Here is a 14,724-nt window from a genome sequence, read left to right as displayed (position 1 = left end):
TGAAAGACGGTGGGTATAAAAAAGCCAGCAATCAGAGGACAAGAGCGTCATGAAAACAGGACGATTGATTACTGATTATTTCAAAAGTACGGCGAGAGATAACCCGGCTCCAGCGGTACGCTGGGGAAAAGGAAATACTCTATCTTGGGAAGCGTTATATCAACGTTCACAACGGCTGGCTCATTACCTGATTAATGAATGCGGTGTACGTAAAGGGGATAGCATTGCCATCGGGCTTGAACGCAGCCCTGAGTTTTTGGTGGCCGCTTATGCCGGGTTACTGGCCGGAGGGGTTTATTTTCCTGTAGACATGAAGACGCCCACCGCCCGTCTGGCATCCATGCTTGTGACGGCTCAGTGCTGCATCGCTTTTTGTCATGCGGGACAGGAAAATTTGTTGACTCAGACAGGTGTTGAACTGGCACTGATTAGCTGTGAGCAGTTGGAAGAAATAATTACCTCGCCACTTTCGGAGCAAGCCCCGCAAGACACGTTCGGGCCAAGTGCACTTCAATTGCGGGCGACAGATCCCGCGTATTTGATTTTCACGTCCGGCACAACCGGCACACCCAAAGGTGTTCTGGTTAATCATGGGGCATTTATCAATCGGCTTGAATGGCATCAGGCACACAGCGAAATGACAGATGCGGATATTATCCTGCAAAGGACGGCACTGACTTTTGATGTCTCTTTGTGGGAGATTTTTTTGCCCGCGTTAAATGGCGCTAGCAACTATCTGCTGCAACCGGGGCTGGAGTCTTTCCCCAGAGGCATTGTGGCAGCGCTGGCAGACGAAAATATTACGGTTGTTCATTTTGTTCCCAGTTTGTTGAAGCCAGTACTTCAAGAACTACAGGAGCAATTGCTGGAACAAGTACCCCAGAGCAATCATGAAGGATCTCCATCACCCTTGCCGGCGTTGCGCAAAGTCTATGTCAGCGGGGAATCGTTGCTTGCCAGTCTGGTGACGCAATTTCAGGACATGTTTACTTCGCATTGCTTGCTGACCAATTTGTATGGCCCGACGGAAGCGGCCATCGATGTCAGTTTTTATGACTGCATGTTTTATGACGATCTGTTTGAAACTGGTATGGAAACACCGTTAACACACATTCCTATCGGCCAGCCACTCACCGGATGCCGGATATACATCATTGACCCGGAGGATCTGACATTAAAAACGGCGTCAGAAACAGGTGAAATCGCTATCGGCGGAATATGTCTGGCTGAGGGGTATTACAACCGACCGGATTTGACCGATAAGGCATTTGTTTTCCATCCCGAACTTCAGGAACGAATTTATCTGACGGGTGATCTCGGATGGTATGAGGAAGGAAAAGGTTTTTTCTGTCAGGGACGAAAGGATACACAAGTCAAGCTGCGTGGGTTGCGGATTGAATTGGGTGAAATAGAACATCACCTGCTCAATTACCCGGACATTACGGAAGCGGTGGTCTGTGTTGTTGAAGACAGCGAACAACAGCAATGGCTGGTGGCTGCCATCGTAGCAGGGCAAGAAGAGCTTCAGCAGCAGGATATCCGGCAATTTCTTTCCGCACACATGCCTGCCTACATGCTGCCCATGCGTTATTGGCAGGCACAGCAGTTGCCGAGATCCAGCTCCGGAAAACTTGACAGAAAAGTGATCGCCCAAAATCTGCGGGAGTTGTTTTTCGGCCAAGGCGGGGGGACAAGTCATGAATAAATCGATTTTTGAGTTAACCCGGTCGCAGCAGGCTATTTTCAAAATGGACGTGTTTTATCTGTCTGGCTATCGGTTTTATTTGGGGGGCGTGATTCGCTTGGATGGTGAAGTGTCTCTGGAACAGCTTGCCCGTGCCGTTGAAATTGTTCGCAATACGCAAGATGTCTTTCGTATTGGCTTTGTGGAAAAAGCAATAGAAGAGAAAGTAATAACAGGGCACGCGGTAAAAACGAAAGTATCGGAAAGTGAACCGTCAGAACTTAAGTGGCATGGCTATCGGCATGATCCCGTGCAATCGGAAGTGGTCAAAGTCAATTTCAGCAACTATCCCGATCCTGATCAGGCATTTGAACACTGGGCCAATCGCCAGTTATTGATAGAAGATGATTTATCTCTTATACCGATACAAATTTTTGCGGTTCATTTCAAGCAAGGGCAATTAGGTTGGTTCATTAAGGCATACCATGCTTTGACGGATGCTACCGGATTAGCCATTTTGACGGATGCTCTGGTCAAGGCCTTGGAGCAGAAGGGAGACGGAATAGAACAGCCAGTGTCTCCTTTATTTTCTTTGCATATTGAGGAAGAGCAACAGTATGCAAATTCCCGGCGTTTTGAAAAAGATGCCGCGTATTGGCAAAGTCTTTTTGGCGATCAGGCTTCAACAGATGCCGGTAAAATCTCCGCCCGCTATCCGATAGGTGATTATCGTGGATTAGAACCCCGCTCCAGACGTGTAAAAGTGCTCGTTACTGATGAGCAAAATGCGCTGTTATCCCGCTTTAAAAACAGTGGAGGCTCGATTTTCAGATTATTTTTCACAGCCGTTGCCTATACACAAATGATAGTTGAAGACAGCAATGGCGTTTTATTGCAGGCACCCATTGTTAATCGCTGGAGCGAAGAGGCAAAACGGACGATATCCATGTCGGTGGCACCTATCTTGCTGCCGGTATTCCGCGAAGCGGATACAACTCTTGCAGACTGTTACCGGGTTCTGAAAGCTCAACTGCAAAAAGCCATTGTACATTCACGTTATACGCCAGCTACCCGGTGGGGAGAATTTGCTTCCTCAGACTGGAAGAAAATCATTCCGGCTTTTGGTGTCTCCTACCAAATCGATGAGTTTCAGGGCATTGTTGCGGGTGGGGAAATGCATATTGACCACACTCAGGCCGTCGAAGCGCTGTTTGCAACCATTCATATCCATGACCGTTTTGAGCAAAACTGTTTTTGGCTTGAAGCCGATTTCCGCAAAATATGGACATTGGAACAGTGTCAGGCATTTCTGCAATCCGTCCTTGAAAATGCGGTAGCGGCCATTGGTGAACTACTCAATCAAGACAGCATAAACAAATCCCCGCAAGTGTCAGGGCAGGATCAAATCCCCGCTAACGTTGAGGACAGCACAACGGCACCGATAGGTGAACATTTATCCCAAGCCTTTAGACATCATGCTGACAATCAACTATTTAAATTAGCCTCAGTAGCGGACGGGCTGACTTATCGTCAGGGCTTGTTGTGGATCCACCAATTTAGCGCGCAGTTGCAAAGACAGTTGCACAGGGCAAAAAAAACGTTCTCGGGGCAAGCCCCTGTTTTGCTCTTGGGGAGGCGCACGCCTGAAACGACGCTGGCTTATCTGGCCTGCCTGATTGGCAATGTGACGGTCATTCCGGTTTGCCCGACCACAATGCCGATAACAAGGTTATTGACGATCATCCGTGCTTCGGGGGCTGCCCTGTGCATTTACACCGAAGCTGATCAGGATTTGGCACAGGCATTGCATTTACCACTCTTTCCGGTGGCACTGCAAACGATGTCGTCGGAAAAATACGCAGGGGACGAGGATTGGATAGAGAACGAACACTATCCTGAGATGCAATCAGAGCCCGCTTCCCGCAATCCTGCCTATATTCTGTATACTTCCGGCTCCACCGGAGAACCCAAGGGGGTGGCAATTTTTCCCGCAGCATTGGCAAACTATGCACTGGCAGCCAAAACAGCCTATGCCGATGAAACTCCGTTCAATGCCCCGTTATTTACCTCTTTTGGATTTGACTTAACACAAACCGCAATTCTGGCATCGGTTCTGTCCGGTGGATTTATGCAAATTCACGAACAGGACATGCGTGATGACCCTGAATTGCTGCACCGTCTTCTTGCTGATGAAGCGCTGACAGGCGTTAAGTGCACGCCATCTCATCTTGCTTTACTTATCGAACACACTGCCGCAAGACAAAACCCACTGACTTTTGTTGTCGGAGGTGAAAATTTACCCACCAGTTTGGTGAGCAAGGCGCTGGAGTTCTTGCCGTCAGGCAGCAGAATTATCAATGAATACGGGCCGACGGAAGCAACTGTCGGGTGTTGCATCTATACCGTGAGCCAGCCATTCCACAATGATGCTGCCCACACTGCGTTACCGTCCATTACTCCCATCGGAACAGCATTGGGCAGGGCCGAGATATCGATAAGGAACAGCTGGGGGCAATACATGCCCAAAGGATTCCGGGGCGAAATTTGGATTGGCGGCCCTGTTCTGGCGGATGGATATCTCAATGACAGCACCCAGACAAACGCAAAATTTGTGTACAGCGGCAGTGAACAGCACCGTTGGTATCGAACCGGGGATTTAGGTTTGCAGGATGAACAGGGGATCTTCCATTGCCTTGGGCGTATCGACGATGAATTTAAAGTCCGCGGGCACCGGATCCATCCGGCGGAAATTGAAAAAGCGGTAGAGGATACATTGGCCCAGCTTGGGCGCGGCAATGACCACGGTTGGCAATTGAAGGTACTGAAACTGGTCATGGATGGCATGGCGCAAGTGGGTGGAATGGAGAAAATGGCGGGTGATGAGATCCTTGTCCTGTGCAGCAACTATCCTGTGTCTTATGACAGCCATGAGTTTCAAAGCAACTTAAAAAACCGGCTTCCCGAAGCTTGGTTGCCCAGCTTGTACTGCACGGTACAGCCTTGGCCAATAAATTCCAACGGTAAAGTGGATATGGCCGTACTTATTGCGGCTGCCAAAGCAAACCGGGCATCGGGTGACAGGTCTCGATCTTTTGCAACCGCCGCCATAGCTGATAACCAAAATCAAGGAAAGGCGAAAACTTATAAACTTCCCACGTGGTTGAATGCTGAATTTCTCAAGCCGATTTGGCCGCAACCTGTCGATCTGAGCGCCTCATTTCTGGAGCAGGGCGGGGATTCCATCAAGGCAATCCGCTTGGTTGCGCTATTGGCAAAAGAGGGCGTCAGGGTCGGAACGCCAGCATTGTTAAGCTCAACTGCGCTGGGAGCCGTGTTAGAAACAGCCAGTGCAGAACAACAAAACGAAGCCGCCGCTGGTGCGCGTCTATCGCATGTAACGGTACAGAAAGAATTAACGGCGGAGTGGCTGAAATACTTACCCAGCGTGCGCTGGTTCCGGCAGCAGGACTTTAATTACGCAGATCGATTCCAGCAAGGCGTGGTGCTTGAGCTGGCTCCCGGCCTTTCGGCTGAACATATCAACGCAGCAATCAGCGCTATCAAAACCAGACACCAAATTTTCTCCCTGAGAACCAATCAAGATTTGAGTGAGTTTTATTTTTTACCGCCGAAACACGCATTGCCAGCTAGTGAAGAAAACCAACAAGGAACGATGTCGGCGCAGGATAATCCGTTGACGCCTGGTGAATCCCTTGAAAACAGGCTCAGTCAATTACAAGAGCGCGTGAGTCTGGATATTCAGCCGAGTGTGCATGAGGTGATATTCGATCCGGCAACCAACAAACGCTATCTGCTCTGGGTTTGCCATCATCTGATTTGCGATGTGCATTCATGGATTTTCTTGTTGGATGAATTGGATCAGGCGTTAAGCGGAACCGTTATTCAAAACGACATGACGACCAGCATGGATACCGAGCAGGGCGCTTTCCTTTGGGGTCAATGGCTGGGGAATACGTGGTTTGAGAAAACATGGCGCAGAGGGCACGAACTGAGTGTGGAACCAACAGCGGCGCCGAACAATGACAGCCCGCCAGCCACGGCACCAGTCACACTGACGCTGTCCATTGCCGGTGAAGATATCAACATGCTGGAGCAGCGTGCTAAAGCGGATCGTTCACAGTTAATTGCCGCCGCCTTGCTGACAGTGATGCAGGATAACACTCTGCTGCCGGAACAACCCAGAGTGTTGTTTGAAAATCACGGGCGCTTTTTTTCCAGTGTGTCCAACGTAGCGTTTTCCAAAGCAGAAATGCCAGCCAGCCGGAACGTAGAGATGGCGAATGCAGTGGGGTGGTTTACCGGCTTCCACCATCTGGATCTTGATGTTTCCTCAGAGCATCCGTTCAGCCTGTTGCAAACGTTGAAGCATCGTTTACATACAGATGCTGCCGACTGGCAAAAACAGTTGGGGCTGAATGCTACAGCCCGACGGCCACTTATCTGTATCAATGATATTGGTTTGGGTTTGGATGGCATCGGGACATGGCGCAATGTCAGCTTGGTTCAATCGCTTTCCGGTGGCTTCCGCCATCCCGATGAAAAGAGCATCGCTGATTTTGACGTACTCATTCGTGATTGCCGTGAATTAAGTGCTGTTGTTGTTGAGCTGAGGCTGGGAATTGCTGGTGCCGACATTGAGGAAGCCAGACGTTATTTAACCCAACTGAATGACAAACTCGTGAGCTGGAGTGATATCCGCCATGACCAGCTTGAACAACAAGATGGCAGGCCGATAAAACACGGTTTGAACCTATCACTGATCCCTACGGATTTCCCTTTTTGTCAGCTCTCACAATCGGAGCTCGATTTCATTATTCATGGAGCCTCAGCATGAAAATCGCTCTCGACTCAGCCAAAACCGTATTCTTATTTCCCGGTGTCGGTGTTCAACGGCCGGACATGTTTGCTGAATTTAAAATATATCCTGAGTATCGGGCTTGTTTGGACGAAGTGTCAGAGCTATCTCAGGTCAACTTGCATGAAATCATTCACGGCGAGCGCCATGACACATTGAAGCAAGTACGCATCGCTCAGTTGGCATTAACAGCGACCACGGTCGCCATCGCCAACATCCTGCGGCGGCATGGAGGAGTGATTCCTGAATTTATGATGGGACACAGCCTGGGCCAGTATCCCGCACTCTGCGCTGCCGGATACCTTGATCTGGCGACTTTGACCAAAATCGTCAATATCCGCTCCGAAGTGGTGGAAGCCTGCGCGCGCCATTTCCAGCAGGGGGATATGTGCTGGGTATTGCACATTCCTGCCGAAGTTGTGATACAGGAAGTGGAAAAAGCCCGCACAGATGAGGGAATCGAGGTCTATATATCCGCCGTGGATGCATTTGATCAAGTCACCATTTCCGGTGAGATGGCCGATATCCGACGCTTTGCTCCCCGCATGGAAACGTTAGGAGGACTGGTTTACCCTCTGAAAATTGGCGGCCCGTTTCACTCGCCTTTAATGGCAGAGGCAAAAGCAAAATTAACCGCATTACTTGATTTCTTACCGGAGAGAGAGCCGCAAACTGTTCCGGTTTCCCGCTTGGTTTGTAATGTCAGTGGGGCGGAGTTACAGGTAGAAAACCTGAAAGCGTCGATTGTGCAGCATCTGATCTCTCCGGTGCAGTGGTTACCGAGTTTGCAATACGTCGCGCAAAAAGGCGTTACCCGCTATTTGGAAATCTCGCCGAAAAATGTCTTGAGTTATCTCACTCAGCGCGCAAAGTTACCAATGCGTTCCCTGTGTGAACCCGATGAACTGTTCACATTTACACAGGAATTGAATAGCAAAGAGAGCCGGTTAGAACGTTTTTCCCGGTATTGCTATTTCCATCTTTATAGCTCAAAAGTGCCGGCCTTGGCGGAACCGAAGGCAATCGAGCAACTGCATCGCATCAGGGAGCAAACCCGACAAAGGTTCACAGGTTCTCACCTGAAGACGGAAGAATGCCATTTTCTCCATAAAATGACACAGCAGTGGCTGGACGTTCTTGAAGTGAACGGAAACCATCCTCTGTCGATGGAAAAAGCGAAGTTGCAGAGCCTCTTTGATGCAGGGAGGTATTAATGATGACAACTGCAAATCACAACTCTACGGCTCACAACGAAATAAATCATAACGACATTGAAGAATTGCTACAGGTGACACCACAGGCGAATGGCTTACTGTTTCATGCCTTGAAAGATGGCAATAGCGCCTATCACATTGGGGTGGCATTCAGTTTATCCGCTGATATTGAAGAAGACGAGATCCGGAAAGTATGGCACCAGATCCAGCAGGCGCAGCCCGCCTTGAGATCGGTATTTGTCTGGAAAGGCATCCGGGTTCCTCACCAGCTTGTCTATGCCTTGCCGCGTGTTTCACTGGAATATACCCGTGTTGACTCCAGCGTCCCATCATTGCCGGTGAAACAACGCTGCCTTGACTGGCTGACCCGGTCGAAAGCGACTCCATTTGCATTGAATAGCGAAGTCTTCCGCATTGTGGTTTTCCACGATGTTGACGCGGGAACATTAAGTATTGCTTTCTCCTTCCACCATATTTTGATGGATGGCTGGAGCAGTTCATTACTGATTTCCCTGTGGTTGCAAGGGCTGCGTAAACAAAAAATAGTCCCGCTGGCTTCACGGTTATATGCACAGCAACTATGGAAGGGATTGAGTCCGGAAGAGTTGATGGTCAGCCGGGAATATTGGCAAAGCAAATTCCGGCAATTGCCGGACGGAGAAGATTCTGCCACAACCAAATTGCTGGATGAGCCGCTGTTCCGGCCGTCAGAGCATGCTGCAACAACTGTAACTACTTCAACCGATAACGATGGCACGGACAGAGCAGGTAACAAATCGGCGGCGAACAAAGCGAACGCGTTGTGGGGCAAGGAGCGCAAGACCGGGATAGAAACATTGTGCCGCCGAGCAGGAGTGACACCAGCCAGCTTCATTTATTTGTGCTGGGCAATGACATTATCCAAATTCACCTACCAAAAAACGGTTGCCTTTGGTTGCACTTTTTCTGGCAGGGGCGCGGCATTGAGTCAAAACGCTGAACACCAACCATTGGGGCTGTTCACCAATACTGTACCGCTGATCCTTGAACTCAATGGGAAATGGGATCTGGAAACGGCATTGCGATCTGTTTTTCAAATATTGCAGCAGACCCAACAGCATGAAAAAACACCGCCCCTGACTATTCGGGAAGAAGCAGGAACCCGTGACGAACTTTATGATTCGATTGTCGTTTTCGATAACTACCCCATTGATGTCACATTGCGGGATGGAAGCCACAGGGCATTTCTGACGGATTTTCACAGTGAAGAGACTACCCACTTTGGTTTAACCCTGACTGTTTCTGGCGTCGAACAGTGGCGTGTTGAATTAAGCACAGGGGAAACCTACGAAGGTGATCCCGCTGCGGTCGCCGTGGTATTCAACGCGTTTGAATCATTGGCAACCGACTTGCTCAACCAGCCTGCGAAAAAATTGCTTGAAAATAGGGCGCTGAGAGTTAATTCCACAATAGAAGTGTCCGGGACAGGGTCTGAAAGTTCACTGGTTGCGGGAGAAATCAAGGCAGATTGCCCCGATATCAATCAGTTTTTATTGCGTATTTATCAGCGACTCAATGACCATCCCCAAGACATCAGCCTGATAGATCATCAGTACAGGATAGACAATCACACCCTGCTATCGGGCATTGCCATTTTGCAGGAACGCTTGCAGGAAGCGGGATTTATTCCGGGCGATCGCGTGGCTGTTCACCTTGAAAAAGGGTTGTTATCCACACAGGCTCTCCTGGCAATCCTGTTCAGTGGCGGGAGCTACTTTTACCTCAATCCCAAAGATCCGTTGCAACGCAGAAAACAGCTATTGGCGTTGGCCGAGTGTCGGTTGGTATTAGCCAACTCGGCGTTGAAACGCGAGCTGGCTTCTGATATCGGGCATTGTTTATTGCTGGATATTGAATCATCCGGCACTGAATTATCCGGTATTGCATCGTTTGATATAGAACCGCTGACCCGTGAAGCCGGAAAAATACGCTTAAGTCATCGTCCGCCAGAAGGTGAATTTTATTTTATCTTCACATCAGGAACGACCGGCACACCAAAAGGTATCGCCATTCGCAACGAATCGGTGGCGAATCTGTTGGATTGGTTCATCGAGGAGACTCGCCTGACATCCGCAGATCGGGTTCTGGGGTTAACGGATCTTAATTTTGATCCCAGTGTAGAGGATTTGTTTGCCAGCCTTGCTGTCGGAGCCACGCTGGTTTACCCATCACCTAACGTCTTGCTGGAAAGACAGGCATTTATCGATCTGCTGCAAAATGAATCCATCACATTGGTCAACTTTATTCCGGGTGCCATAGCGCAGCTGATTCAGGGGGCGCCCTTTTTCCCGGCCATGCGGTTGTGGATATTCGGAGGAGAAGAGCTGCCGAAACGTCTCAGGGATGATTTGTTACAGCAGGGCTATGCTGTCAGCAACCATTATGGCCCGAGCGAGACCACGGTAGATTGCCTTAACGCCAGACAGACACTGGCATCCGCGGTATCCATTGGTTGGCCTATCCAGAATGTCATTGCTTACGGCGCGGATATATTCGGCAACCCATTGCCAGCCGGTATCCGTGGGGAGCTTTGGGTTGGCGGGCGGGCTGTCGCCCACGGTTACACCACCAATCCGGTTGAATCAGCAAAATATTTCGTGCCTGCCAATCATTTGATGCATGAAAGTGTGCTCCCTGAATACCGGAGCCTTGCATCCTATTTCTATCGCACAGGGGATGCGGTCACATTTTCCCATGAGTCCGGTTTTAATTATCTGGGACGGATTGATGATCAAGTCAAAGTGAACGGTGTTCGCATTGCACCACGGGAACTGGAACGCACAGTCGAAATGTTGGCGCAGGTCAAAGCTTGTTACCTGCTGCCGGCTGCGCAGGCAGGCAAGCGCCAGTGGCACCTTTTTGTCAATAGCAGCGAATCAGCAGCGATATTGGAACCCCGCGTGCGGGAACATATCCGCCGCCATTTTCCGTCATCGTGGGATCCGGCCCTGATTGTGGTTGTGGATGGCTTTCAACGCACGATCACGGGCAAGGTCGACCGTAAATGGCTGCGGGCGTGCGCGGTTGAATGGCAACAAGCGCAATCTGCCGTAGCACCCGTGACACTGACCGATCCCATTGAAACTCAGGTGTACAAGATTTGGTGCGGGATTTTAGAAACACAGGCCATTGCCACCAACGTGAATTTCTTTGATGCAGGTGGTGATTCCATCAAGATCATCACGCTGCAATCCCAGATGCAACAAGCATTCAAGCTGGATATTGGTGTCGCAACCTTGTTCGAATACCCGACCATTGCCACCTTTGCAGGCTGGCTCAAACAAAGCAGCCTATCGTCTGACTATGCAGCCCCCGAAGGAACCCGTCCCGATTCCGGCAATCAGCCATCCCAAGAATCCACTTTGTCGTCAGCCCGCTCCGGTAAAAACAGACTGGCGGACAGACGGCGTAAAGCAAAAGGAAATTCAGCATTATGAAGCGTGAATATACCGGTAATGAAGTTGCTATTATTGGCATTTCTTGCAAATTTCCCCAAAGCCCCGATTGGCAAAGTTTTTGGCGCAATCTGTTGGCAGGGCAGGAATTAGTGTCTTTTTTCTCTCGGGAAGAACTGCTGGCGACCGGGGCAAATCCGGAAATTATTGACCAGCCCAATTATGTCCCTGCTAAAGCCGTCCTTGAAGATACTGAATGTTTTGATTATGAATTTTTCGGTTATTCACACCGTGAAGCCAGCAAAATGGATCCACAACTCCGTGTACTGCATGAAGTCAGTTACAACGCCTTTCTGGATGCCGGAATGACTCCCGCTGAGTCATTGAAAAATGCCGGTGTCTTTATCGGCTCTACGCTGAACCTGACCCGATTGGGACAATTCTCGGGAGTCAGTCAGGATATCTCGGAAATGTTCGATGTCAGCAATTACAACGATCCGGCTTCATTTGCGGCGCAAATTGCGTATCGGATGAAATTGAACGGCCCTGCGGTACATGTGCAAACGGCCTGCTCTACGTCATTATCTGCCGTGCATTTGGCATGTAAGGCGCTGTTGGCGGGAGAGTGTGAGATGGCTCTGGCAGGGGGCGCCTGCATTACTGATCCGGTTGCGGGAGGCTATCTGCATCAGGATGGCATGATCCTGTCACCGGACGGGCATTGCAAAACGTTTGCCGATGACGGGCAGGGCACCGTGAATGGCAATGGTGTTGCGGTTGTGCTGCTTAAACTGCTGGAGGATGCAGTGGCGGACGGCGATCCCATACATGCGGTAATTGTCGAATCCGGCATGAACAATGACGGTGATAGAAAAGTGAGTTTTGAAGCCCCCAGTGTTCAAGGGCAGGCGGAAGTTATCTCACAGGTTTATCAGTTAGCAGACATTCCGTTTTCAAGTCTGGGAATGATTGAGGCACATGGAACAGCAACCGTGCTGGGTGATCCCATTGAAATTCAGGCTCTGAACAAAACGGCACAGGAACTATTGTCTCCGGATGAGCTAAACCAATTCCGGTGCGCGGTGGGGAGTGTCAAATCTAATATGGGGCATTTGGATGCGGCGGCGGGGATTGCCGGACTTATCAAAGCCGCTTTAAGCGTCCGTTTTGGCAAGATCCCGCCATCATTGCATTTCAATCAGCCGAACCCTCACCTGAATTTGGAGAAAACGCCTTTTTGGATACCGACCCAAGCCACTGATTGGCCGCAGCAACAAGAAATCCGCCGTGCAGGTGTCAGCTCATTCGGGATTGGCGGGACGAATGTTCATGTTTTGCTTGAACAGCCACCGGAAGCTGCCAGTGAAGAAGAAAACGCAGCGGAACGCGCAGGATGCAGTGAGACCATGCAAATTTTACCTCTTTCTGCTAAATCACCGCTGGCATTGGCGACCTTGGTGAAGGGATATGCCAACCACCTTGATGTGACCAATATGAATCAGGGCGGGCTGGCAACGTCAAATCTGGCCGCCATCGCCTGTCAATTGCAGGAAAACCGGATCGCGTATGAGAGCCGCGCTGCTTTTGTTGCTCAAAACCGTGATGAGTGGAAACACCAGCTTGACCACTGGGAACTGATGGATGGCGCTGGTGAGATAATGGATGGTCAGGTTTGGCTTTTTTCGGGACAAGGTTCGCAATCACAGGAGATGGGGCTGCGCCTCGCGGCAGAATACCCGGAGTTTGGAGAGATTTATCTGGGGCTGATGGATAAAGCTGCGGCGCTTTTATCGGTGGATAAAGAAACGGTCATTGGCTGGATTAAACAACCACCGGAAAAACTGTCAACTTATCATCTCCAACCGATTTTATATGCCTTACAGGTGGCATTGGGGATTTGGTTACAGAAACTGGGCTGCCAGCCTGCCGCCTTGTGCGGGTTCAGTATGGGCGAGCTTTCGGTGGCGACGATTGCGGGCGTGTTCACCCCCGAAGAAGGCATGGAACTGATGGTCGCCCGGGCGCAATTGATGGAGGACATGCCAAAGGGCGCTGCCTTTGCTGCCAGCCTTCGATCCACGAAAAACGGTTCTGCAAAAAAAAGAATTTGATGGCAAATTCCCGGACAAACTTTGGTGTATATCTGAACTCAGCCCAAAAACGTGGGCACTGGCGACCGAAAGAGAATTAGCGGCAGAAGCTGAAAATTGGTTAACGCAGAATGGTTTTACCTTTAAGCGAGTGCCGATATCCCATGCTTTTCATACCCCGATGATTGAACCGGCGGCGAAAGCGTTTGGTGATTTGTTGAAAAACTATCCTCTGAAACCCGCCAAATGCACTGTTTATTCAACGACATTAGGGCGAAAAATCGCCGCAGATGAAATGAGCGATCCGCAATACTGGGTCAAACAAATACTTATGCCTGTGCAATTTGGCGCAGCGTTAAAACAGATGGGGCAAGATAATCCGGATGCACTTTTTGCACAAATCGGCACCGGCGTGGATTTATTGCAACATACGCGCAAGTGGCTGCATTTGAGCGGAGAAAGAGTAATACCCACGCTGGGGGCAGAGAGCGTGGATCAGGAAATAAATTTGGTATTGCAGTTTATTGCTAAGGTCTGGACACATGGCGGCACCATCGAATGGTCACGGCTCCACAATTCCCCGTACAATCACCCACAACCCCAGCATAAATTGCACTTGCCCGGGCATGCGTTTGAGCGGGTAGTGTGTTTGCCACAAGAGCGGGCTACGCAAGAGAATGCATCCGCTGTACCTGAGCTTTCATCACTATTTTTCGGTTCACATTATTACGGATTTGAATGGGAAAAAGTCAGTGTTGAGGCACCAGAGAACGTCGTCAAGCGGGACGCAATACCGACAACGTGGATAATTTGCCTACAGGTAACGGAAAGAGAGCACACGCTGGCTGGCGCATTGGGGCTGAATGGCGACACACTGCGGTTTATCGCCATAGATACGTTTCTTGAGATGATGAAGAGATCCGGCGGTGATTTTTCAAATATCTATACAGAATTGCCGGAATGGTTGGTGCAGCAAGGATTACAGACGTCGGAAGCGATGGATGTGATTATCACCGGGCTGCTGGATGAGGTAAATACGCAACAGGCTCAATTCTGGGCATTTTGGTTGCCTACCGCTTTAGCAAGATGGAGTACAGAACAAAATTGTGTGCCGGACATGCGGCTGTTTTTCCCCGCAACACAAATGGCGGCATGGAATGGCACAGAAACGTTGAATGCGGAAAAAAAACCAGCTTCAGGGGCCGTTGTTGATCCTGCCGGAAGAGTATCCCAATATCACGACACTTTGCGTCGATTTGGTCAGTCCGGATACAGAATGTGCCGCCCGTGGATTACAGCCGTGGAGAGAGCTGGGCTGGCAAGGCGGGCAATTTTACTGTTTCCGCCAGAAGAGTGCCGGCAACAGTAACCCAGACATCAATAGTTCTGACAATAATAACTTTGGGCAAGAGGGCTTTTGGCGCCG

The 14,724-nt window shown here is 50.0% G+C and carries 6 protein-coding genes; all 6 read left to right on the top strand.

Annotated features, from left to right (window positions below):
* Positions 1 to 49 precede the first annotated feature (49 nt).
* The 6 genes from BDD26_RS15730 to BDD26_RS20335 are packed head-to-tail and all read left to right on the top strand — an operon-like array spanning position 50 to position 14,667.
* Positions 50 to 1,705, top strand: coding sequence for an amino acid adenylation domain-containing protein (locus tag BDD26_RS15730; RefSeq protein ID WP_038260990.1), 1,656 nt, complete (start codon positions 50 to 52; stop codon positions 1,703 to 1,705).
* Positions 1,698 to 6,539: an AMP-binding protein gene (locus BDD26_RS15725; protein ID WP_115827084.1), complete on the top strand. Its 4,842-nt coding sequence runs from the start codon at positions 1,698 to 1,700 to the stop codon at positions 6,537 to 6,539. The genes BDD26_RS15730 and BDD26_RS15725 overlap by 8 nt, the downstream gene beginning before the upstream one ends.
* Positions 6,536 to 7,774 (top strand): ACP S-malonyltransferase, encoded by a 1,239-nt coding sequence (locus BDD26_RS15720; protein ID WP_115827083.1) that lies wholly within the window; start codon positions 6,536 to 6,538, stop codon positions 7,772 to 7,774. Before BDD26_RS15725 ends, BDD26_RS15720 begins: the two co-directional genes overlap by 4 nt.
* A complete protein-coding gene (locus BDD26_RS15715) occupies positions 7,774 to 11,250 on the top strand; it encodes an AMP-binding protein (protein WP_211305485.1) in 3,477 nt (1,158 codons plus the stop codon). The genes BDD26_RS15720 and BDD26_RS15715 overlap by 1 nt, the downstream gene beginning before the upstream one ends.
* Positions 11,247 to 13,319, top strand: a complete 2,073-nt coding sequence (locus BDD26_RS19785; protein ID WP_211305484.1) for a type I polyketide synthase — start codon at positions 11,247 to 11,249, stop codon at positions 13,317 to 13,319. Before BDD26_RS15715 ends, BDD26_RS19785 begins: the two co-directional genes overlap by 4 nt.
* On the top strand, positions 13,267 to 14,667 hold the full coding sequence (locus BDD26_RS20335) for a hypothetical protein (RefSeq protein WP_244922754.1): 1,401 nt from the start codon (positions 13,267 to 13,269) through the stop codon (positions 14,665 to 14,667). The genes BDD26_RS19785 and BDD26_RS20335 overlap by 53 nt, the downstream gene beginning before the upstream one ends.
* The last annotated feature ends 57 nt before the right edge of the window (positions 14,668 to 14,724 follow it).

Source organism: Xenorhabdus cabanillasii (assembly GCF_003386665.1).
Classification (GTDB): Bacteria; Pseudomonadota; Gammaproteobacteria; order Enterobacterales; family Enterobacteriaceae; genus Xenorhabdus; species Xenorhabdus cabanillasii.
This window is presented reverse-complemented; position numbering and strand designations above follow the sequence as displayed.